The organism is Arcicella aquatica (assembly GCF_034928825.1).
Taxonomy (GTDB): domain Bacteria; phylum Bacteroidota; class Bacteroidia; order Cytophagales; family Spirosomataceae; genus Arcicella; species Arcicella aquatica.
On the sequence record NZ_JAYFUL010000035.1, the window covers coordinates 17,520 to 40,883 of the forward strand.

Below are 23,364 nucleotides of genomic sequence, written 5' to 3' on the forward strand. Positions count from 1 at the left end.
CAATGAATACTGAAATTTTAGGAGTAATCCTCACCTTTATCCTCACGATAGCTTGTGCTATTCCATTGGGGAAATATATCGCAAAAGTTTTTGGTGGCGAGGCTACTTTTCTCGACTCAATCTTCAATCCTATTGAAAAACTTTTCTTTAAGTTTTCAGGTATCAATCCTAAACAAGAGATGACTTGGAAACAACATTTGGTAGCCCTGTTAACGATTAATTTACTGTGGTTTTTCTGGGCAATGTTTGTATTAATGAACCAAAGTTGGTTGCCTTGGAACCCAGACGGAAACCCATCGATGTCAGCAGATTTAGCCTTTAATACTGCTATTTCATTTTTATCAAACACCAATTTACAGCATTATTCAGGCGAAAGTGGAATGTCTTATTTAGGGCAAATCTCTTGCCTTACTTTATTCCAATTTATCTCTGCGGGTGCAGGTATGGCTGTTTGTGCGATGGTATTTAATGCCATGAAAGAACGCACTACTGATAAACTAGGCAATTTTTACAATTATTTCCTTAAAGCTTGTACACGTATTTTATTGCCACTTTCTTTAGTAGTTGCGTTGGTTGTTTTATACAATGGCACACCGATGAATGTAGAAGGTAAAGCTTCATTTATATCAATGCAGGGCGATACTGTACAGGTTTCTCGTGGTCCTGCCGCAGCCATGATAGGCATTAAACAAATAGGTACGAATGGTGGCGGATATTTTGGCGTAAACTCTGCTCACCCACTCGAAAACCCCAACTACCTAACTAATATTGTAGAAGTAGGCAGTATCCTGTTGATTCCAATAGCGATGGTTTTTGCTTTGGGCTATTATTTAAAACGTAAAAAGTTAGCCTACACCATTTTTGGCGTAATGACTCTTGGCTTTCTGTTGTTTTTGCTTCCGTCTATCTATTTAGAAATGAAAGGAAGTACAGACATTTCGACAATGGGAATTACCCAACAACTAGGCAGTATGGAAGGTAAAGAAGTACGTTTTGGCCCTGCGGCATCTGCTTATTGGGGTATTGCGACAACAGTTACCTCAAATGGTTCTGTGAATGCCATGCACGATAGCTTTACGCCATTAACGGGGATGTTCACGATGTTGGGTATGATGATTAATGCACTATATGGTGGGGTAGGAGTAGGTTTCTTGAATTTCTATATTTTTATCATCATTGCTGTATTTATTTCAGGCTTAATGGTTGGGCGTACACCTGAGTTTCTGGGTAAGAAAATAGAAGCAAAAGAAATGAAAATCGCAACCATTATTGCCTTACTTCACCCATTGATGATTTTAGGAGCAACGGCTTTATCATCTTTCGTCTTTGTCAAAAATCCTGATATTGGCTGGTTAAATAACCCTGGTTTTCATGGCTTTTCAGAAATGCTGTATGAATATACCTCTTCTGCTGCCAACAATGGTTCTGGTTTTGAAGGGCTAGGCGACAACACTGTTTGGTGGAACGTTACCTGTGGTATTGTGATGGTAATCAGTAGGTTTTTGCCAATTATTGGGCCAGTAGCCATTGCAGGGATTTTAGCTAATAAAAAATATATTCCTGAAAGTGCAGGTACTTTAAAAACGGATACTGGAACATTTGGATTGATGGTTTTTGCCGTAATTTTTATCGTAGCAGCCCTATCATTCTTCCCAGCATTGACATTAGGACCGATTGCGGAATATTTTACAGCTTTTAGCTCTAAGCCTTGAGCGATAAGCTTTCAGACTTCGGATTTGCTTATAACGCAATAAATAAATACTTAAAAATACTCAAAGCTGATAGCTCATGGCTCACAGCTTAAAGCTTACTCCCATGAAAACCCAACCAACTTCGCTTTTTCAAGCAGATTTAGTCAAGGAAGCTCTTCGTGCTTCTTTTGTAAAGCTAAATCCAACAATAATGTTCCGAAACCCTGTAATGTTTACCGTTGAATTAGGAACACTTGTGATGCTATTTGTTACGATTTATAGTATAAACAATACAGATCAAGGCTCATTTGCTTATAATCTAACGGTTTTAATCATCTTATTGCTAACCCTTTTGTTTGCTAATTTTGCCGAAGCCATCGCCGAAGCAAGAGGTAAAGCCCAAGCGGATTCTCTTCGTAAAACCCGTGAAGAAACTCCAGCCAAATTAATTCGTTCGGTTGGGGAAATGTATTTGAACGAGATTCAAATCGTAAATTCAGCTCAGTTGAGAAAAGGAGATGTTTTTGTGTGTGAAGCTGGAGATACTATTCCTACAGATGGTGAAATTATTGAAGGCTTGGCGACGATTGACGAGTCGGCTATCACTGGGGAATCTGCCCCAGTAATTCGTGAGTCAGGTGGGGATAAATCATCTGTAACGGGTGGTACAAAAGTACTTTCAGATAAAATTAAAGTAATTGTTACGACAGAACCAGGTGAAAGCTTTTTGGATAAAATGATTGCTTTGGTAGAAGGAGCTTCTCGTCAGAAAACACCCAACGAAATAGCTTTGACAATCCTTTTGGCTGGCTTTACTCTTATTTTTATCATTGTCTGTGTAGCCCTTAAACCTTTTGCAGATTACGCTAATACACCCATAACGATTGCAGCTTTTATATCACTATTTGTTTGTTTAATTCCTACTACTATTGGTGGTTTACTTTCTGCGATTGGTATTGCTGGTATGGACAGAGCTTTACGGGCAAATGTAATTACAAAGTCTGGTAAAGCGGTGGAAACAGCAGGAGATATTGATGTTTTGTTGTTGGATAAAACAGGTACTATCACCATCGGTAACCGTAAAGCCACCAATTTTTATGCGGCAAATGGTACAGATAATAAAACGTTTATGAATGCCACAATTTTGAGTTCTTTAGCCGATGATACGCCCGAAGGTAAATCGATTATTGAGTTAGCGGCTAGTCATGGTTTAAAGATTCCAGTACTACAAAGTGATGTAGAATTGATAAAATTCACGGCAGAGACTCGTTCATCAGGGGTGAACCTTCCGAACGGAACACGTATTCGTAAAGGTGCTTTTGATTCAATGAGAAATCTTGCAGAAAATGCAGGCAATACTTTCCCTGCTGAAATTACTGATAAAGTAAAATTCATTGCCAGTAACGGAGGGACACCTTTGGTAGTGACTGAAAACGAAAAAGTGTTGGGCGTTATCGAACTACAGGATATTATCAAACCGGGTATTCAAGAACGTTTTGAACGTTTGCGTAAAATGGGTATCAAAACGGTAATGGTGACTGGTGATAACCCTCTGACAGCTAAATACATTGCTGAGAAAGCGGGTGTAGATGATTTTATCGCTGAAGCCAAACCAGAAGATAAAATGAATTATATCAAAGCCGAACAAGCAAGTGGTAAACTGGTAGCCATGATGGGTGATGGTACGAACGATGCACCTGCTTTAGCTCAGTCTGATGTAGGTGTAGCGATGAACTCTGGAACTGTAGCTGCTAAAGAAGCAGGTAATATGGTTGATTTAGATAATGACCCTACAAAATTGATTGAGATTGTAGAAATAGGTAAGCAATTATTAATGACCCGTGGTACACTTACTACCTTCTCGATTGCCAACGACGTAGCCAAATACTTTGCCATTGTGCCAGCGTTGTTTATTGCTAGTATTCCAAGTTTGCAGGGGCTAAATATCATGCACTTGCATTCGCCAGAAAGTGCCATTTTATCGGCTGTGATTTTTAATGCATTGATTATTCCTGCTTTGATTCCCTTGGCTTTAAGAGGGGTTGATTATAAGCCTATCGGTGCAAGTGCTTTATTAAGAAGAAACTTATTGATTTATGGTGTTGGGGGACTTATCATTCCTTTTATCGGAATTAAAGTATTGGATTTAGCAGTTGGATTGTTTTTCTAAGGAAAAGGAAACTCATTTTCAAATCACCACACTTTCAAATTTTCAAATTCATTTTATTCAGACAATGAAAACTCAATTATTCCCAGCACTTAAACTCACATTGATGTGTTTGTTGCTATTCGTTATTATTTATCCTTTAGTGGTTTTAGGTTTTGCACAGTTTGCTCCTAGCAAAGGTAAAGTGCCTTTTGTTGAGTATCATGGAAGAATTGTTGGAGCAGATAATATCGGTCAGAAATTTGACCAAGATCAGTATTTTAATAGCCGTCCTTCGGCAGTGAGTTATAATGCTGCTGGTTCTGGGGGGTCAAACAAAGGGACTACAAACCCTGATTATTTGGCACAAGTGCAGGCTCGTATTGATACCTTTTTGGTGCATAATCCAACAGTTCCTAAAGCCGAGATTCCATCTGAATTAGTAACAGCTTCGGGTAGTGGGCTAGACCCACACCTTTCACCAAAAGGTGCTTTGGTACAGATAGATAGAATTGCCAAAATTAGAAATATATCAAAAGAAAAATTAGTAGCCTTAGTAAATGCTCAAACCGAAAAACCTCTTTTGGGCTTATTCGGAACAGAAAAAGTAAATGTATTGAAATTGAATATTGCTTTAGAAGCTTTGAAAAATTGAGTGAATTAGCGAATGAGTGATTTAGTGATTAATTTTTTGTAAATCAAATTATTAATCTCGTCAATTCCTCAGAGTTTTTACTCATGGGATGACTTCAAGTCATGCCATGAGTAGCTTGAGTCTCAACTTTGAACCTATCAAACTATGAGATAAAACAATTCACAAAAACAATCTCATATCATGAAAACAATTTATTTTACTTTGATTGCCTTGTTCGTTTTTCAAACAAGTATTTTTGGACAAACTGAAAGTAAACCAAGCATTACTTGGTCGGCTTATTTGGAAACCTATTATGTCTATGATTTTAATCAACCAGCTAATCATGAAAGACCAAGCTTTTTGTATAATCATAACCGACACAATGAGTTTAATTTGAATCTGGGTTTTATCAAAGGCAGTTATAGTACAGAAAATACCCGTGCCAATTTAGCTTTGATGGCTGGTACGTATGCACAGTATAATTTGGCAGCCGAACCATCACTTTTACAACACGTTTTCGAAGCCAATGTTGGTGTAAGGCTATCTAAAAACAACAACCTATGGTTAGATGCAGGGATTATGCCATCGCACATTGGTTTTGAAAGTGCTATTTCAAAAGATTGTTGGACATTAACCCGAAGTATTTTAGCAGAAAACACGCCTTATTACGAGTCTGGGGCTAAAGTTACTTTTATTAATCAAGATAATCGATGGACTCTCTCAGGAATGGTATTGAATGGTTGGCAGAGAATAAAACGTCCAGATGGTAACCAAACACTTGCTTTAGGGACACAAGTACAGTTTAAACCAAACGATAAAACAACCCTTAATTGGAGTACCTTTATCGGAAATGATAAACCCAGTAATGAGAAGCAACAAAGGTATTTTTCAAACCTTTATGGTATATTTCAAGTATCTACAAAATTGGGTTTGATTGCAGGATTTGACTATGGTATGGAACAAGCGTCAACTGGTTCGTCAGATTATAATACTTGGTATAGTCCTGTTGCTATTTTAAAATATACACCCAATGCTCAGTGGTCTGGGGCAGTTCGCTGGGAGTATTATCAGGATAAAAATGGCGTTATTATAGCGACTAATACTCCTAATGGTTTTCAGACAAGTGGGTATTCGCTTAATGTAGATTATAAAGCCAGTGATAATATCCTTTGGAGAGTAGAAGGGAGATTATTAGAAAGTAAAGACAATATTTTTATCAAAGAAGGGCAAACCGTAAAGGATAATTTTTCATTGAATACCTCAATCGCTATCTCAATTTAAGATGCAAAAAGAGCAGTCAGCAGCATATTTTCTTGAACTAATCCGCCAGTCGAAGCGAGGGAAGTTTAAAATATACATTGGCATGAGTGCTGGTGTGGGCAAAACATTTAGAATGTTGCAAGAAGCCCACACCTTGCTTCGTAACAATGTCAATATAAAAATTGGTTATGTCGAAACTCATAATCGAGCAGAAACACATGCGTTGCTAGAAGGCATTCCTATAATTCCTCGTCGGAAACTTTTTTATAAAGGCAAGGAACTAGAAGAAATGGATGTGCAAGCAATTATTAATCAACGCCCTGAAATTGCTATTGTTGACGAGCTGGCTCATACCAATATAGAAGGCTCGAAGAACGAAAAACGTTGGCAGGATGTCATGGAGATTTTGAATGCTGGCATCAATGTTATTTCTGCGGTTAATATTCAACACCTTGAAAGCCTTAACGATGAAGTAAAGAAAATTACGAATGTAGAAGTAGCCGAAAGAGTACCCGATTGGGTTTTGCAACAAGCTGACGAAGTAGTAAACATTGACTTAACGGCTGATGAGCTAATTGTACGTTTGAAAGAAGGTAAAATCTACGATTTGAAAAAAGTAGAAACAGCCTTGAATAATTTCTTTCAGCCCTCTAAGCTTTTGCAGTTGCGAGAATTAGCCTTGAAAGAAGTGGCCCATCAGGTAGAGAGAAAGGTATTTAATGAAGTATCGAGCAGTAAGTTCACACACGAACGTTTCTTAGCTTGTATCAGCTCTAATGCCAATACTTCTAAAAATATTATTCGAAAAACAGCTCGTTTAGCATCGCATTACGATTCTAAATGGTTTGTTTTGTATGTACAAAGACCTTCGGAAGCAAGTGATAAAATAAATTTAGCTGCTCAGCGACACTTGATTAATAACCTAAAACTAGCTACGGAATTAGGAGCGGAAGTTATCAGAATACAGAGTGATTCTGTAGCAAAAAGTATTGTAGAAATGGCTGAAAAATATGAAATCACAACAATTTGTATCGGGAAGCCACATTTTAGTTTATTCAGAATTATCTTGGCGACGAATTTATTCAATCAATTACTCAAAAAACTATCGTCCTCAGATATTGATATTGTTATTTTAAGTTAAATAGATTACTCATTAATGGTTGTCTATTATTTCACTGGCAGGCAATCAAAAAAAGCTGAAAGCTCATTGCTCACCACTCACAGCTAATTACCATGAAAATCAAAGCAAAACTTCAACTGGGATTATTCTTCCTGTTTTCTGTCATCGTGCTGTTGGGTGGCATGGGAACTTATTATCTTAATCAGCTTAAAGCAGATTCCAGTAAAATTCTTCGTGACAATATCGAGTCATTGGAGTATGTGCAAGGTATGCAGGTAATCTTGAATACTTGGACATCCGAACAAAGCAAACAAAAGGCATTTGAACAATTGCTTGATAACCAAGAACATAATGTAACAGAAGTTGGAGAAAAAGAAGCTACACAAGTATTAAGAAAAGAATATACAGATTTTAAAAAAGATACAACCGCCAACCAATTGTTAAAACTCAACCAAGCATTATTTAAAATCGCGGCGTTGAACCAGCAAGGCATTGTGAGGAAAAATGATTTAGCCTTAAAGACGGCAGAGAGTGCAAGTAATTACCTGAAAACGGTGGCTATCGTTTGTATGTTACTGACTTTCACCTTTATCGTCAATTTCCCTTCTTATATTGCGAATCCGATTAAAGAACTTACAAAAGGGATTCAAGAAATTACAAATAAGAATTACGAACAACGGCTACATTTTTCTTCAGAAGATGAGTTTGGAGAATTGGCTTCAGCATTTAATTCAATGGCAGAGAAATTAAATGAATACGAACACTCAAATCTGGCTAAGATATTGTTTGAAAAGAGTAGGATAGAAGCCATTATTAATAACTTGAATGATGCCGTAATTGGGTTAGATGAAAAGAATAGAATACTCTTCGTAAATATTGTAGCTATCAAAATGTTGAATGTACAGGCAGATGATTTGATAGGTAATTATGCTCCAGACATCGCACTTTATAATGATTTATTAAGAACACTTTTGAATGAAAAAGACGGCAACAAAGAAATCAAAATCTATGCCGACGAGCGGGAAAGTTATTTTACCAAAGAAAGCCTAATTGTAGAAAGTAATGATAAAGTATTAGGAAAAGTAATTTTATTAAAGAACATCACTCGTTTTCATGAATTGGACGAAGCCAAAACTAATTTTATTGCTACCATTTCACATGAATTAAAAACGCCTATTTCAGCCATAAAGATGAGTCTGAAATTATTGGAAAACGAGAAAGTAGGTACTTTGAATAGCGAACAAAGTCAGTTATTAGAAAATATCAAATCAGATAGCCAAAGGTTACTAAATATCACAGGTGAGTTATTGGATTTGACCCAAGTAGAAAGTGGTAAAATTTCTTTGACCATGCAAGAGGTTGAACCACATAAAATTATAGAATACGCTACTTCGGCAGTGCAATTTCAGGCTCAACAAAGCAATATTGAACTTGAAGTACAACTTTCGGGTAATCTTCCAAAAGTACAAGCTGACGCAGAAAAAACAGCTTGGATTTTGGTGAATCTATTAACAAATGCCATTCGATATAGTCCTGAAAATAGTAAAATCATTGTTTCTGCCATTCGTCAAAATAACATGGTGATTTTTACGGTACAAGATTTTGGGAAAGGTATTGCAATAGAATACCTAGAAAAAATATTTGATAAATATTTTCAAACACCTGATAGCCAGAAGGGAACAGGGTTAGGATTGGCCATTGCCCGACAATTCATTGAAGCTCAAAATGGGCATATTTGGGTAGAGTCTGTCGTTGGTGAAGGGAGTACTTTTTACTTTTCCTTGAGGGTTTAGTGTTGCCTTATGTAGCTTTAGGAATTAAATAATCCCCAAAGCTACATAAGGAATGAATTGAACGTTATTCTACTTCTACAACCATTTCAATTTCAACGGACATATTTAACGGTAAAGCACTTACTCCTAAAGCAGAACGCGCGTGTTTTCCCTTTTCTCCAAATACCTGAATCATCAAATTTGAACAGCCATTGATTACTTTTGGATGATCAAAAAACTGGCTGTCGCTATTCACGAATCCTACTATTTTTACGATTCTCTTTACTTTGCTTAAATCGACCAAAGTGGCTTTTAATACCGCTAATTGGTGAGTAGCAGCTAGTTCTGCGGCTTTGGCTCCTTCTTCTATGGTTAAGTCTTTTCCTAATTTCCCTGTGATATATTCTCCACTTGCTTTTAAAGGACCTTTTCCTGAGAGAAATAATAAATTTCCTGTACGAACCACATTAACGTAACTGGCAATGGGTTGTCCTACGGCTGGTAAAGTAATGCCCAATTTGGCTAAATTTTCTTCTGGCGTTTGGGCAAACGTTTGAAGACTAAGGAATAAAGCGAGGAAAAGAAGAATTTTCTTCATGATGATTGTTGTTTTAGTAAGGATGAACAATACTCAAATATTGTTTAAAATTATTAGATATTCAAGTACATTATTAGGACTAAGCATTTATTCAGATGTATTTATGGCTGTATGGGCTAATTTTTGATTCCCAAACCTTAAGACTTACCTTTGCTTTTATATAGGGCATCGTATTGTAAAATATAAATAATGATTAAGTATTTAAATATTTTTGATTTTTCAAAGAAAGTAGATTATAAAGTAGAAATATTAGCAGGACTCACCGTTGCCATGACGATGATTCCAGAATCGTTATCCTTTGCCATATTAGCAGGTTTCCCACCACTAATGGGTTTGTATGCAGCCTTTATTATGGGTTTTGTAACGGCTGTTTTCGGAGGAAGACCGGGTTTAGTATCGGGTGGGGCTGGGGCAACCGTAATTGTACTCATTGCTTTAATGCAGTCGCATGGATTAGAATATGTTTTTGGGGCAATTATTGTAGCAGGAATTATCCAAATAATGGTAGGGTTGTTTAAACTAGGCAAGTTTATTCGCTTAGTACCTCAGCCCGTCATGTTTGGCTTTGTCAATGGTTTGGCTGTTGTTATTTTTATGGCACAAATTGAACAATTCAAAACAATTGTTAACGGACAATCAGTCTGGTTATCATCGACACCCTTATATACAATGTTGGCTTTAGTGGCTTTAACAATTGCTATTGTTTTAGTTTTCCCCAAAATCAGCAAAGCTGTTCCCGCTTCCTTAATGGCTATTATTGTAGTCGGAATAGGAGTGTACGTTTTTAAAATTGAAACCAAAACTGTCAAAGATATTGCTTCTGTGTCTGGTGGATTTCCACCTTTTCATCTTCCTAATATTCCTTTTACATTTGAAACCTTGCAAATTATTTTCCCTTATGGTTTGATTATGGCTGGCGTAGGATTAACCGAAGGATTACTGACACTCAATGTAGTTGACGAGCTTACCCAAACCAAGGGAAATGGCAACAGGGAATCCTTGGCACAAGGAGCTGCCAATATTTTAAATGGGTTCTTCTTTGGTATGGGCGGCTGCCCAATGATTGCCCAAACGTTGGTGAATATTTCAGCAGGTTCCAGAGCCCGTCTTTCGGGTATTGTTGCTTCGCTAGCTATTTTATCGGTTATTCTTTTTGCTTCACCCCTTATTGAAAGCTTACCAATGGCGGCACTTACTGGAGTGATGATTATGGTAGCAATTGGTACATTTGAATGGATGAGTTTTAAAATCATCAATAAGATGCCCAATCAAGACATCTTTATTGGAGTATTGGTAGCGGGTATTACCATTTGGTTTCATAATTTAGCTTTGGCAGTATTAATAGGCGTAATAATGTCTGCTTTATCTTTTGCTTGGGAAAGTGCCAAACGCATCAGAGCTAGAAAATACATTGATGATAAAGGCGTAAAACATTATGCCATTTATGGACCGCTGTTCTTTGGCTCAACTACTGCTTTTGCAGAAAAATTTGATATTGTAAACGACCCGAACGAAGTAGTCATTGATTTTGCAGAAAGTAGAATTGCCGATATGAGTGCGATTGAGGCAGTTAATAAAATTACTGAACGTTACGCTCAACACAATAAAACGGTAAAACTTACTCATCTCAGCCCTGATTCCAGAGCGTTGCTGGCAAGAGCTGATAAAATAATAGAAGTAAATATTCTGGAAGACCCTACTTATCAAGTGGTAGAGGATTGATTTTTACACTTGTAGGACTAAAATTTCAAACATGATTGGTTTGTATATGCAATTGTACATATACAAACCAATAAGAATGATAAGATTAGTGAATTAATTCAGCTAGTTTTTTGTGAAGCTCTTCACTTCTGAGGTTTTTCGCAATGATTTTACCATTTTTGTCTAACAAGAAATTCATTGGTACGGCACTTACGGCATACATTTTAGCAGCCTCGTTTTGCCAGCCTTTCAAATCTGAAACATGAACCCATGTCAATTTATCAGCATTAATGGCTTTTATCCAGTTGTTCTTTTTGTCGTCTAGTGAAACCCCTACAATTTCAAAATTTTTATCACGGTACTCATTATACGCTTTTACAACATTTGGATTTTCTTTCCTACATGGGGCACACCAGCTTGCCCAAAAATCAACCAATACATACTTTCCTTTTAGAGATGCCAACGTAAAGGCTTTGCCTGTAGTATCTGCCATGCTAAAGGCTGGAGCCATTCTGCCAACATCCACTAAAGCAGCTTTATCTAAAAATTCTTTTACACTTATTCCATAATAAGAGTCTTTTGCATTTTTAGCCAAAAGATTATAATACTCCTTCGCTTTATCTTCAGAGCCAGCTCTCATAAAATAGCTATTGATGATAAATGGACTAATGGTAGAATTAGGATGCGTAGTAATGAATTGCTTACAGATACTATCAGCATAAGCTTCACCAGCAACAAACAGGTCATGAGCAGTTTTTCGCAACGCAACACTGTCAGGATCTTTAGTTTTTTGAACAGTCTTGTACAAATTATCTCCCTTGCTCATCAATGCATAAGCACCATCCATTTGTTTTCTGTGTACCATCCAGTCGATGTGTAGAGCTGAGCCTTTTACAGTTCCTTTATTCAAAGAATCTTTGGTTGCTTGTACTAAAATAGTACCACTTTGTACAAATATATTTAGGCGGTCTTTCTTCGGGTTTAAATATAAACTATAAATGGCAGGATACTTTAGTTTGCCTTTGAACGCAAATTTTCCGTCAGTGCTTACCAATGAATCTATATCAAAACCTTTGCCATTATACGTAGAGATAAAGATTTTTTCACTTTTAACTCCTTCAATTTTTCCACTAACATTGTATAATGCTTCTTTTTCTTTAGTAGGCTTGGTTTGAGCCATTATGCTTGAAGCAGACAGAGCCAGTAAGCTCAATGTTATTGATAATTTTTTCATAATCGTGCGTTGGTTGTTGGAAATGTTTTGTTAAAACTTATGATGTAAAAAAAGAGGAGTGTTGATAATTAAGCACAGAAAGTGCTTAATTATCAACCAAATAACAATTCACTCAATAATCATTAGTATCCCGCATTCTGAGTTAGGTTTTTATTCGCTAATCGCTGGTTTTCAGGAATTGGATATAGTACCGCAGTCGATTTCCATGTCTTTGGTTTTTGTCCACCAATTACAGCATCAGCTCTATTTGTCCGTTTTAAATCTAACCAGCGGTGTCCCCACTCTCCAAAAAATTCTAGTTTTCGTTCTTTCTCAATCGCCAACAAGAGTTGCTCCTTTGTAATTGTACTTGACAAAGCTGCTAAACCTGCTCTTTTTCGAATAATATCTGCATCTGCTTTCGCTTCCACAAGTTTCCCTTGTTGTGCTTGTGCTTCAGAACGAATCAGGTATAATTCTGCAAAACGTAAACCAATGTTATATTCATTACCAGTACCTGTCCTTACTTTATACTTGTTGATAAAGTAGTAATTGGTCGTGGCGATTTTGGTAACACCTGTCCAATTGATTTTTCGTAAGTCCACCTCTTCAAACGATTTATACAGCGTATCGTAGAGTGAAAAATTAGGAATTACACCTGTAGCAGCCAAGTAATTAGCTCCAAAAGTAGATACTCCTGTGGTGTTGGCTATTTGCCAAATCGTTTCTGTACTAGTATTCACAAAAGCATCGGCAGGTGCTGGCAAGGTATAGGCTTGTGCTGTAATTACCTGACTTGCCTGTGTTTCGGCATTTGCCCAATCTTTATTGTACAAATAAGCACGTGCCAACAACGTAGTAGCGGCATGTTTGTTGACACGGCCTTTGAAAGTACCTACATAAGTAGTAGGTAAATGCGTTTGAGCTTCTTTTAAATCTGTGATAATCTGAGCCCAGATAGTTGTAGCGGGTGTTCTTGGTGAATTTGCTTTAGCCTCATAATCAGCATCTGGCGTTAAAGACATTGGCACATCACCAAACAAATTAACTAAATAAAAATACGATAAAGCCCTGATGAATTTTGCTTCGCCCAATAACTGTTCTTTTACCGACGGCGTCAGCGTTTGTGATTTGTTCAAACCAGCAATAGCATTATTAGCATTTTTTATTTGCTGAAAGCCATAAAACCATGTCGTATTTTCAACCGAAGCATTAATAGACGTCAGTGCATTATTTTCAAATTCCTCAAAGGCACTGTTAGTATAATTATACTGAATATCATCAGCAGACATACCAGGGTAAAAGCTAGCTCCTTGAATAAAATTTACCATGATGTTCCCATTGTATAAACCAAGTATTGCACTGTTTGCAGTAACATCGGCTTTGAATACATCATCAGAAACAACTTGAGTGGGTGGAGCCCCCAATTCTACAAATGACTCACACGAAGATAAAAGCGATAAAGAAGTAAAGGCTGTTGCCCATAAAACTCCTTTTATTTTTTTATGGATATTTATCATAGTATTTCCTTAATTAAAATGAGCAATTGATACCAAACAAAATAGTTCTAAGTGGTGGCAAAACCTGTGCAATAGTACCTGTCCCTAAGCCTGGAGGGCCCCCACCAACTGTTGTTTCTGTATCTAAAATATATTTGTTTTTAGACCAAGTAAATAGGTTTTGCCCTTGTACATATAGTCTGCAATTAGTCATTCCCAATACTTTTGCAATGTTTTTAGGAACATTGTAAGCAATACTTGCAGATCTCAATTTTAAATAAGAAGCATCTCCCCAGAAAGCATCCGACGAACTATAGAAGTTATATGAATTATAAACCGCGGAACCTGCTACGGCTGTTGCCGCTGGAACATTGGTAATATCACCTTCTTTTTGCCAAACATCCAAATACGTTGTATTTTGGTTATTCAAAGTACCGGGTCTGTTATTAAGAATATTGGTTTGACCAAAACGATGGTTAAATTGGAAAAAGAAATCTAATTGAAAATTTTTGTAAGAAACACTATTTCCCAATCCTCCATAATAAGGCGTTCCGATTTTAGCAACGTATCGGTCGTCAAAAGTGATGGCTCCATCTTTATTAATATCCTCATATTGTGCTGCACCAGTTTTAGGGTCAACGCCCAAATAGTGAAGTACTTTTGTAAAGTTGATTGGCTGCCCAACAATGTATGACCCGCTAGAGAATGTATTTTCTATACCGGGAAATTCAACCAATTTATTTTTCGGTAAAGTAACATTAAAAGTAGAAGTCCATTTCCAATCGCCTGTTGAAATATTCGTCGTGCTTATATCGAATTCCAATCCTCTGTTTTCAATCAAAGCAGGTAAGTTTGATAAAATTGAATTATAGCCCGTTTGGGTTGGCAAACGTAAGTAAGCAATCTGATTGCTTGAACGATTGTTATAATAGTCGGCTGTTAAAAGGATTTTATCTTTCAAGAAGCCCAATTCTAAGGCTACTTCAAACTTCTTGGTAGTTTCCCATTGAATATCAGCATTTGGTAAAGTAACAGGGTTCATTGCTGGATTGCTGAGGTATGTTCCTGATGTACTATAAAGCGGTAAGTACAAGTAGTTAGAAATCTGGTCGTTACCAGTAGTTCCATAGCTGGCTCTTAATTTACCAAAACTCAATACTGGTATTTTTTTAGCAAAATCTTCCTCACTAAATACCCAAGCAGCACCGAAAGCTCCAAAGTTTCCATAACGATTGTTCGGACCAAAACGAGAAGAACCATCTCTACGGAAAGTAGCATTGGCAAAATATTTACCTTTCCAATCGTAGTTTACACGACCAAAAAGAGCATTGTACTTGTATTCTACAATATTATTATAATTAATTGTAATCAAACCCGCTGCCGAAAGCGTATTCAACAAAGCCTCGCTACTATAGTTGCTTCCTGTGATGTAATAACCATCAGAAGTATTGTGTTGCCAGCTTGCTCCAGCTACTGCCAATAATTTACCTTTACCAATTTCCTTTGTATATTCTGCTGTTGGTTCAATAATATAGTTTTGGGCCTTGTTGTCTGCAAAAACCGAGTTACTTGTAGGGTTTGAAGCAGGATTTAATACCGAAGCAGGAGTGAGGTTTTTTTGATCTAAATCTGTAATGGTATAGCCAAAGTTTGATTTGATATTAAAGCCTGAAAAAACATTATATTTTACACTTGCATTACCAATCAAATTGGTTGTGTTTGATAGGTAAGTTCTTCCTAAAGTTGACAAGGGGTTGGTAAAGTTTGATGACCAAAATAGTTTACCATTTGCATCATATAAAGGCAAGTTTGGAGGTAAATTATATACCATACTTACGTCACTTTGTGGTAGATTGGTGTTATCTTTTGAATAACTTACGGCAAAAGCAACATTTAGTTTTCTGTTTTTTGAGTTATGGTCTAAATTCAAACGACTGGTAAATCTCTTGCTTGAAAAGTCTCCTGGAAAAATCGTGGATTCAGTTCTGTAACCTGCATTAAACAAGAAGCGAGTATTGGCATCACCACCCGAAAGCGTTGTTTGAATGTCATTGATTTTACCAGTTCCACCCAAGAAATACTTTTGCCAGTCGGTCGTTTTGGTTTTATCCCAAACTAATAAATCTGGGGCATTGTTGGTATTAGGTGTTACACCATCGTTTTTGAATGCTTGTGTTCTTAAATTATAATATTGCTCTGGATTAAGCATCGGGATAAAGCGATTCAATTCGCTAAAACCTGTTGAGGCATTTACATCAAATTTTGTTTTACCTGCTTTGCCTCTTTTTGTGGTAATCAATACTACGCCATTTGCACCACGTGAACCGTAAATTGAAGTAGCATCAGCATCTTTTAAAATATCAATACGTTCAATATCAGCTGGGTTAATCATGCTGAAAGGGCTTACACCACCGTTAGCCCCCGACGTACCGAAAGCATTCAAATTATCCGTAGCAGGCGAACCGCCATTGAAGTTAGTAAAAGGCACGCCATCAATTACATACAAAGGGATTGTCCCTGACGAAAGAGAGCCTTGACCACGGATTTGAATTTGTATGGCACTTCCAGGGAGACCATTATTCTGAGCAATCTGAGCACCAGGAATACGACCAGGCAAGGCCGCTAATACATTGGCTACTGGTTGTTTGCTAATCTCGGCTGAAGTAATAGAACTTACTGAGCCTGTATTGATTCTTTTTGATGAAGTACCATAACCTATCACAACTACTTCATCTAATGCTTTTTGTGAAGGCTTAAGACTTATTTTCAAGTCAGTAGCATTTCCTACAGTTACTGTATATGACTCATAACCTACGTATGTAAATAAAAGGATGTATCCCTTTTTTGCCAAGATGCGGAATTTACCATGCTCATCGGTTATTGTTCCGAATGGTGTACCTTTGGCAGTTACAGATACCCCTATTAAAGGTTCGCCCGTTTCGGCAGAGGTAACAATACCTGTAACGTCCTCCTTTTGTTCTGACTCTGTAGATGTATTCGGTAAATTGTTTACTTTTAATGCATTAAGCGAAATGCTGGTCGCTGGAATTCTGGATAAAATAATTAAATGTTCGTCTTTCACCGCATATTTAATACCCATTGGCTTAAGCAAGCCATCCAATAAATTCCCTAGTGCTTCTTTTGAAGAGTTGACACTTACTGTTTGATTTAAATTGATTTGGCTACTGCTATAAACAAACTTTACTTTAGCTTCTTTTTCTAAACGCGACAAAGCATTTTTGAGTGAAACGTTCTCAATTTTTATAGAAACACCTTGATTGAGAACACCTTGCGCAAAATTTACATGAGCGTTGATGATTCCCGTAAAAATCATAATTATGATGGCTTGATGCATTGTAAACCGCATAATTCTTAGGGTTAAGTCTTTGATTCGATAATTTTCTATCATACCTTTGATTGGGTTTTATTCTTTGTTGAAATGGAGGAATAAGACAATAGTTTCTCATCACCGTTACCAAACGGTGTGTTGAAATGGAGTTAGCCAAGGCAGGAGTGCTGGGAACACTCTTGCCTTTTTTTAAGATTTTTTTTCTGTCATTAAGGATTACATTATTTTGGTTTATTGATTATTTAGTTTGGTTTTTTGCAAACATATTATCCGTAAAGTCAAGCCCTCCATCTCCTAATTACATCCCTCTGCTTTTAGCCATACGGTATTGTTTTCTCTCTCAAAAGTTCCATTTAAAGTTTGGCAAAGTACTTCAAATGTTTTTACTAAAGACTGATCTGTGAAGTCAGCCGTAATCAAACAATTCTGCAAACTATTGTCTGTTAACTTTACAGTTACATCAAATTTTGCCTCAATCTTCTTAATAATATCACTCATTTTGGCATCTTCAAAATTCATATTGTATTCTGTGTTGGCCAAATATTCCTCTTTTTGTACGTTTACTTGTGCTTTTATTTCCTTTTCAGCTGGCATACAAATGGCTTTTTCTAGTGGTAGAATCAACATTTGTTTATTCGTATTAGGTAACGAAACCGTTACTTTACCCGTGAAAACCACTACTTCGATATGTCCACCGATGTGTCTAATATTAAAACTTGTACCCAAAACTCGAGTATCCATCTGACCCGAATGTACAATAAAAGGATGATTAGCATCTTTGGCAACTTCAAACAACGCTTCCCCATTTAAACTGACTTCCCGATTCTGTTTGTCAAAATGTTCTGGATATGTCAACGTACTTTTACCTTTCAACCAAATAATACTACCATCAGACAGCATTAGTTTCTTTGTTTGCCCGTCTGAAGAGGCGACTATCGTTTCATTCTTTAAATCAAACACATCATAGCCTATTGGACCCAAAGCAAATAATCCAATCAGTATGGCCAACACCGCCGCTATTTTAACATAATTGGCCAAGTTAAAAAAACGGATAGATTTTCGGGGCGAAACCGCTATCTCTTGCTTAATTTTAGAAAACATTCTTTGCTTTATCGCAAGCTTTTCGGCTTCTTTGATATTCTCAAAAGAATTTTGTTCAGTTGCCAACGAATCCATCCATTCTTCTACTATTCGTTTTTCAGCCGCTGTACAAACGCCCTGTTGGTACTTCTCAATTAATATAATAAGCTTTGAATCTCCCATAGTTGTTTTAAAGTTTGAGTAGATAAAATATTATTTTGGAAGATTCATAAATGCCCAAATAATATTTTATGTATCCTCTTATAGTGAAGTAAATGCAAAGGCGTTATACACCTATCTCAAAATTAAAAAAATATTCTTTTTTTTTAATTAGGCGCAAATTGACCCTGAAAATGGCACTTAATTAGGTAAATAGCTCGAAGAAAATGCTTAAAACTAGAAAATCCCCCAATGAATTTCGCAAATGTTTTAAAGCCTTGGTTAAATGATTCTCGACGGTTTTATGTGAAATGTGTAGTTGAAGAGCGATTTCTTGAATACTTAAATGATGTGTCCTACTGAGTCGGAATACTTCCTGACATTTTTCAGGGAGTTCTGTAATGCTTTTTTCCAACATCATTTTTAAATCATTCAATGCCATTTGTTCATTGGTTGAATCGTCGAACAATGCATCTCTGAAATGATTAAAACTATCAATATAATTATTGCGTACCTGAGTCGATTTCATGAAATTGAGCATCTGATACTTGACAGCTTGGAAGAGATAGCCTGAGAGTGAACTATTAATTTGCAGGTTTTGGCGATTAGACCAAAGTGAAACAAAAACATCTTGAATGATTTCCTCAGACGCTTCTTTTTCCCTTAGTCTATTATAGGCAAATGCATAAAGTTTTGCCCAATACCTTTCATAAATTTCATCAAAAGCAGAGGTTTCTCCTTGCTGAATCAGTAGGTATAGTTCTTGGTCAGTATGTGATATCGTTTTATTTATTTCTTTAAAGGTAAAGATTTTGAAAAGAAAAGAGTATTGTGAAATTACGAAAAATAATAACGCTTACCATACGAATCATAAAGCTACAAACAACTTATTTAGAATTTATAATTTTTCTAATAAATGTGTTTTTAAAGCCTTTAAAGCTGAAATAAACAAAATATAATTGATTTAATGGTAAATTCAACCCAATTAATAATTTTTTTGCAGAAAAATCAATGAATTTAGTGAAATTAGCACAGAACGTATATTTATGATGTTATTTCGTTATATTATTAATCTATATATTCTATAGGCAAAATTATATAATAAGGCTGATTGAACAAAATAATTCGCCTTTTTGTAGTATTATTGACCCCAAAAAATATAAAAAAAACTATATGATTATCATATAGTTCTATTTCCAGCAAAATATTTCTGTTCAATCAAAGGCTACTTTTTCTCTTTTTCCAACTGCTTTGAGTGCATGTATTCGGTGGGTGTAATATTAAAATGCTTTTGGAAATTGCGGGCGAAGTTACTTTGTGAGCTAAAGCCGACCATGTAAGAAACTTCGAAAATGCGATGATTTCCTTGGGCTAACAACTCTGCTGCTTTCTTGAGGCGAGTGATATTGATTAATTCGATGGGAGTTAAGACAGAGATAGCTTTAATTTTTCTGTAGAGGGTAATACGGCTCATATTCATAATTTCAGCCAGTTTTTCTACATCCAAATCTGTATCTTCAATGTTTTTGGTAATCGTATCATGTAGACTTTCCAGAAACAATTCATCCGCTTTGGAATGTGCCATGCTCTTAATATGAATCAAGGGAGAATTAGCAAAGTATTCACGAATAATATTTCGATTGTTCAACAAACTTGCCATTTGAGCTTGGAGGTATTCTTTGGAAAAAGGTTTTTCAATGTAGGCATCTGCCCCTAATTCTAATCCTTCTACCTTTGCTTGTATTGAGTTTTTTGCCGTAAGTAGTATGACTGGAATATGTGAAAATTCAAAGTTAGACTTTATTCTTTTACATAATTCAAACCCATCCATCACGGGCATCATTACGTCGCTGATGACCAATTGAATAGCCTCTCGTTCCAATATTTTCAATGCCTCGGCTCCATCTTCAGCTTTTAGAATAGTATATTTATTTCTTAACATTCTTTCTAAAAACTCTAGAATTTCTTCATTATCATCAACAAGTAAAATGATGGGTTGCATATCGTTTGTCATTAATTTCTAAGCGTTGAGTTGGTTTCTACTGGTAATTTTAATACAAATACAATTGAGCCATCTATCGTTTCTTTCAAAAATAAATCTCCATGAAGCAATTCTGTCAACGACCTCGCCAAGGCTAAGCCAATGCCTGTCCCTTCTTGTTTCGACTCTTTCAGGCGATAAAAAGGCTCAAAAATCTTTTCTTTCATCTCAAAGGGAATACTCAACCCGTCATTTTCAAATTCAATCGTAATAAAAACTGGGTTTTCAGCTAATGGTAAGAACCGAATGGCTACCTTCTTTTGGGCAAATTTAATAGCATTGCTAAAAAGATTACTGAGAATTTTATTCAGTGCTTCTTCATCAACCAATACGAAAATATCATTGGGAGAATACGCTATGGTGTAATCCAGCTTTCGTTTTTTGGTTAATAAAGCAAAATTTGAATAAGCGTCTTTCAACATTTCAGTGATGTTTACTCGTACAAAATCTACCGTAAAGCTATTCGTTTCTACTTTCCTAAAATCCAGAATTTGTGTTACTAGTGCAATGAGGCGATTCGTGTTCCTGTCCATCATCATTACATCATCTTTAATATCAGGAATATCATCTACTTGCTCAAGCAGGTTTTCCACTGGCCCTTTTATTAAAGTAAGAGGCGTCCTGATTTCATGGGCTAAATTGGTAAAGAAATCAATTTTAGCCTCATAGATTTCTTTTGCTTTTTTATCTTCTATAATGGTAAGATAGCTTCGTAATAAGTAATAAATCAGCGATAATACAAGTATAGCATACAAGAGATAAGCCCAGATGGTAGCCCACCACGGTGGTAAAATATTGATTATCAATAGTTTTTCTTCTTTGCTCCAATTGCCATTAATAAAGGCCTTTAAATGAAAAGTATATTTTCTTGGGGAAAGATTGGTGAAATATACTTTACGATTGGGCTTAATGGCTGTCCATTCTTTGTCTAATCCCTGCATAAAATAGCTGTACTCTGTCATTTCTGGTGAGACATAACTCAAGGCTGCAAAGTCGATATTAAAAGATGATTTGTCAAAAGGCAGGGTGATTTCATGGGTATAAATAATAGATTTCTTCAAAAATGAATGAGCTCCATCAATGGTTTGTTCTTTGTTTTCTACCCGAAAATCAGTAATATAAATGGGGGGTGTACTGTTGGTTTTTACAATTTTATCAGGCTCAAAGGTTATCATTCCTTTTACACTTCCGAAATACATTTTCCCTGCAGCATCTTTATAGCCCGAATTATAATTGAATTGATTACTCAATAAACCATTGTCTTTAGTATATGTCACCATCTCTTTATTGTCAGGATTTAGGTGTACTAATCCTTTCGAGGTCGTCACCCACATTTTATGATTATTGTCTTCCAGCGCCTTGTAAATAAAATTGCTAGGAAATCCATCATTAGTGGTAGTACTCGTAAGGGTTTTTCTGTCCTTGCTTAGTTTACAAAGCCCGCCACCTTCAGTAGAAAACCATATACAATGTTTGCTGTCTTCGTAAATAGCATTGATGTCATTATTGGTCAGGCTGTTTTTATTATGAGGGTCGTGTTTGAAAGATCCTTTTTCTTTGGTAATAGGATTAAAATAGAATACTCCCCCATGCGTCCCCATCCAAATAGTATGGTTATAATCTTCTATCAACGAAGAAACCCAAATATTAGCGGGGGCTTCTGGTACTGCCTCAAAGCCATCAATTGTAGGATTATATTTTAACAAAGCATTAGAATTACCTACGTAAATATCTCCAGATTTTGTTTGTAAAAAACTAACGATGAAACTACTCCTCAAATCATTTTTCCCTGTCCCTTCATCATAATGCTTTCGTACTTTTCCTGTGCGGATATCCATAATATCCAATCCATGTTCGAATGTGCCTATCCATACATCATTACCTGCTGTCAATAATCCATGAATATTTGAATAGGCAATACTTGTATTTGCTCCAGTAGGCATAAACTGTGTAATGTCTCCCGTTTTAGGATTCAGCTTACTCAGTCCTACATCTTCTGTACCAATCCAAATATTTCCCAAACGGTCTTCACAAATCTCCCTGATGGCATTACCACTGATAGATTTCTTTGAATTATCAGCAAAATATTTCTGAAACAGTGAATGTTCTTTGGCATAATAGTTAATACCACCAAAGTAGGTGCCAACCCAAACACCCCCTTCCTTATCTTTACAAAGAGAATAAACGGCATTATCAGACAATGAAAAAGGGTCGAGAAATTTCTTTTTAAGGTTCGTAAATTGTTTACTATTAGTATTCAAGATAAAAATACCCGATTCTGTAGCAATCCATAATTCATGAGCAGAATATTGTTGAATATCGCGTACATGTACTTTGGTTTTATCGGGGTTGATGCTCAATACATCTTTGTAGGTGGTCGTTGGTATATCAAATTCTTTTAATCCTTGGCTCGCTGTGCCAATATACATGGTATGTTTGCCCACAAAATACATTTTATGTATCCAGTGTGAAGAAACCTTAGGCGAATACTTAAAAACATCATAGCTTTCAAAAGCACCCGTTTTTGCATTAAATTTTTTGATTACCCCCTTGTCAGTAGAAGTCCATACTTCTCCATCATCATCAATTGCCAATGAAGTAGCAGGAAAAAACTTAGGCAAAGGAAAGACCGTAGTAGTTTTGGTTTCAAAGTTATACCTACAGAGTGTTAGCTGGGCAATAAACCAAAGCTGGTTTTTCCCATCTATTTCTAACCTATTTATTTCATTAAATTTTCCTGAATCTAACAAACGCACTAATTGCTCTTTTTGATTATCAAAATAGAATAATCCCTTTGTCGAACCTACCCAAAGCACTCCTTTTTTATCTGTTTTTAAACAATTAATCAAGTCTGGTTTAAAATCATGTAGCCCTTCGGTGGTTTTATAAATTTTAAAATGATACCCATCAAAACGATTTAGGCCGTCTTTGGTTCCAAACCACAGAAAGCCATTTTTGTCTTGGGTAGTGCAATAAACAGTATTGTTTGAAAGACCATTTTCTACCTGATAGTGCCTAAAAAAATAGGATTGAGCCATACCATGGTATGAACAAAACGACAAAATTGCGATGGCTCGTAAAAGGAATGATATATGTTTTTG

15 protein-coding genes are annotated in these 23,364 nt (G+C 36.2%); 7 read left to right on the top strand and 8 right to left on the bottom strand.

The genetic code is table 11. The annotated features are described in order from the left end of the window. Positions 1-2: 2 nt before the first annotated feature. From kdpA to VB264_RS18000, 6 genes are all read left to right on the top strand, one after another. Entirely contained in the window at positions 3-1,712 is a 1,710-nt protein-coding gene (gene kdpA / locus VB264_RS17975; protein ID WP_323251532.1) for a potassium-transporting ATPase subunit KdpA, read from the top strand. 103 nt (positions 1,713-1,815) lie between these two features. Beyond that, on the top strand, positions 1,816-3,861 hold the full coding sequence (gene kdpB, locus VB264_RS17980; protein WP_323251534.1) for a potassium-transporting ATPase subunit KdpB: 2,046 nt from the start codon (positions 1,816-1,818) through the stop codon (positions 3,859-3,861). Between the two features lie 64 nt (positions 3,862-3,925). Next, positions 3,926-4,492: a K(+)-transporting ATPase subunit C gene (locus VB264_RS17985; RefSeq protein WP_323251536.1), complete on the top strand. Its 567-nt coding sequence runs from the start codon at positions 3,926-3,928 to the stop codon at positions 4,490-4,492. 180 nt (positions 4,493-4,672) lie between these two features. Beyond that, the gene (locus tag VB264_RS17990) at positions 4,673-5,752 is read left to right on the top strand and encodes a porin (RefSeq protein ID WP_323251538.1); all 1,080 of its coding nucleotides are present in this window, start codon (positions 4,673-4,675) and stop codon (positions 5,750-5,752) included. A 1-nt stretch (position 5,753) separates the two neighbouring features. Next, on the top strand, positions 5,754-6,872 hold the full coding sequence (locus VB264_RS17995; protein WP_323251540.1) for a sensor protein KdpD: 1,119 nt from the start codon (positions 5,754-5,756) through the stop codon (positions 6,870-6,872). 92 nt (positions 6,873-6,964) lie between these two features. Further along, positions 6,965-8,644 carry a HAMP domain-containing sensor histidine kinase gene (locus VB264_RS18000; protein ID WP_323251542.1) on the top strand — a complete coding sequence of 560 codons (1,680 nt, stop codon included), beginning with the start codon at positions 6,965-6,967 and terminating at the stop codon, positions 8,642-8,644. 64 nt (positions 8,645-8,708) lie between these two features. Here VB264_RS18000 and VB264_RS18005 read toward each other — a convergent pair whose 3' ends face one another. Continuing rightward, positions 8,709-9,221 (bottom strand): RidA family protein, encoded by a 513-nt coding sequence (locus VB264_RS18005; RefSeq protein ID WP_323251544.1) that lies wholly within the window; start codon positions 9,219-9,221, stop codon positions 8,709-8,711. A gap of 189 nt (positions 9,222-9,410) precedes the next feature. Here VB264_RS18005 and VB264_RS18010 point away from each other — a divergent pair, with 189 nt between their 5' ends. Further along, positions 9,411-10,943 carry a SulP family inorganic anion transporter gene (locus VB264_RS18010; RefSeq protein WP_323251546.1) on the top strand — a complete coding sequence of 511 codons (1,533 nt, stop codon included), beginning with the start codon at positions 9,411-9,413 and terminating at the stop codon, positions 10,941-10,943. An 85-nt stretch (positions 10,944-11,028) separates the two neighbouring features. On the opposite strand, the gene VB264_RS18015 is transcribed toward VB264_RS18010, so the two are convergent. The 7 genes from VB264_RS18015 to VB264_RS18045 form a co-directional block, all read right to left on the bottom strand. Further along, the gene (locus VB264_RS18015; RefSeq protein WP_323251548.1) at positions 11,029-12,156 is read right to left on the bottom strand and encodes a TlpA disulfide reductase family protein; all 1,128 of its coding nucleotides are present in this window, start codon (positions 12,154-12,156) and stop codon (positions 11,029-11,031) included. 122 nt (positions 12,157-12,278) lie between these two features. Beyond that, the gene (locus tag VB264_RS18020; RefSeq protein ID WP_323251550.1) at positions 12,279-13,655 is read right to left on the bottom strand and encodes a RagB/SusD family nutrient uptake outer membrane protein; all 1,377 of its coding nucleotides are present in this window, start codon (positions 13,653-13,655) and stop codon (positions 12,279-12,281) included. Between the two features lie 13 nt (positions 13,656-13,668). Beyond that, positions 13,669-17,043: a TonB-dependent receptor gene (locus tag VB264_RS18025; protein ID WP_323251551.1), complete on the bottom strand. Its 3,375-nt coding sequence runs from the start codon at positions 17,041-17,043 to the stop codon at positions 13,669-13,671. Positions 17,044-17,277: 234 nt separating this feature from the next. Continuing rightward, positions 17,278-18,246: a FecR family protein gene (locus VB264_RS18030; RefSeq protein WP_323251553.1), complete on the bottom strand. Its 969-nt coding sequence runs from the start codon at positions 18,244-18,246 to the stop codon at positions 17,278-17,280. 181 nt (positions 18,247-18,427) lie between these two features. Beyond that, positions 18,428-19,060 carry an RNA polymerase sigma-70 factor gene (locus VB264_RS18035; RefSeq protein WP_323251579.1) on the bottom strand — a complete coding sequence of 211 codons (633 nt, stop codon included), beginning with the start codon at positions 19,058-19,060 and terminating at the stop codon, positions 18,428-18,430. Positions 19,061-19,447: 387 nt separating this feature from the next. Then, the gene (locus VB264_RS18040; protein WP_309994640.1) at positions 19,448-20,224 is read right to left on the bottom strand and encodes a response regulator; all 777 of its coding nucleotides are present in this window, start codon (positions 20,222-20,224) and stop codon (positions 19,448-19,450) included. Positions 20,225-20,235: 11 nt separating this feature from the next. Continuing rightward, a complete protein-coding gene (locus tag VB264_RS18045) occupies positions 20,236-23,301 on the bottom strand; it encodes a ligand-binding sensor domain-containing protein (RefSeq protein ID WP_323251555.1) in 3,066 nt (1,021 codons plus the stop codon). Between the last annotated feature and the right edge of the window lie 63 nt (positions 23,302-23,364).

What these genes read in the sequence shown, in the direction of transcription:
- VB264_RS18030 (WP_323251553.1), bottom strand. Translation starts at nt 18,246, where the DNA reads ATGGGAGATTCAAAGCTTATTATATTAATTGAGAAGTACCAACAGGGC.
- VB264_RS17985 (WP_323251536.1), top strand. Translation starts at nt 3,926, where the DNA reads ATGAAAACTCAATTATTCCCAGCACTTAAACTCACATTGATGTGTTTG.
- VB264_RS18040 (WP_309994640.1), bottom strand. Translation starts at nt 20,224, where the DNA reads ATGCAACCCATCATTTTACTTGTTGATGATAATGAAGAAATTCTAGAG.
- VB264_RS17990 (WP_323251538.1), top strand. Translation starts at nt 4,673, where the DNA reads ATGAAAACAATTTATTTTACTTTGATTGCCTTGTTCGTTTTTCAAACA.
- VB264_RS18025 (WP_323251551.1), bottom strand. Translation starts at nt 17,043, where the DNA reads ATGATAGAAAATTATCGAATCAAAGACTTAACCCTAAGAATTATGCGG.
- VB264_RS18045 (WP_323251555.1), bottom strand. Translation starts at nt 23,301, where the DNA reads ATGGCTCAATCCTATTTTTTTAGGCACTATCAGGTAGAAAATGGTCTT.
- kdpA (WP_323251532.1), top strand. Translation starts at nt 3, where the DNA reads ATGAATACTGAAATTTTAGGAGTAATCCTCACCTTTATCCTCACGATA.
- kdpB (WP_323251534.1), top strand. Translation starts at nt 1,816, where the DNA reads ATGAAAACCCAACCAACTTCGCTTTTTCAAGCAGATTTAGTCAAGGAA.
- VB264_RS18020 (WP_323251550.1), bottom strand. Translation starts at nt 13,655, where the DNA reads ATGATAAATATCCATAAAAAAATAAAAGGAGTTTTATGGGCAACAGCC.
- VB264_RS18010 (WP_323251546.1), top strand. Translation starts at nt 9,411, where the DNA reads ATGATTAAGTATTTAAATATTTTTGATTTTTCAAAGAAAGTAGATTAT.
- VB264_RS18015 (WP_323251548.1), bottom strand. Translation starts at nt 12,156, where the DNA reads ATGAAAAAATTATCAATAACATTGAGCTTACTGGCTCTGTCTGCTTCA.
- VB264_RS17995 (WP_323251540.1), top strand. Translation starts at nt 5,754, where the DNA reads ATGCAAAAAGAGCAGTCAGCAGCATATTTTCTTGAACTAATCCGCCAG.
- VB264_RS18005 (WP_323251544.1), bottom strand. Translation starts at nt 9,221, where the DNA reads ATGAAGAAAATTCTTCTTTTCCTCGCTTTATTCCTTAGTCTTCAAACG.
- VB264_RS18000 (WP_323251542.1), top strand. Translation starts at nt 6,965, where the DNA reads ATGAAAATCAAAGCAAAACTTCAACTGGGATTATTCTTCCTGTTTTCT.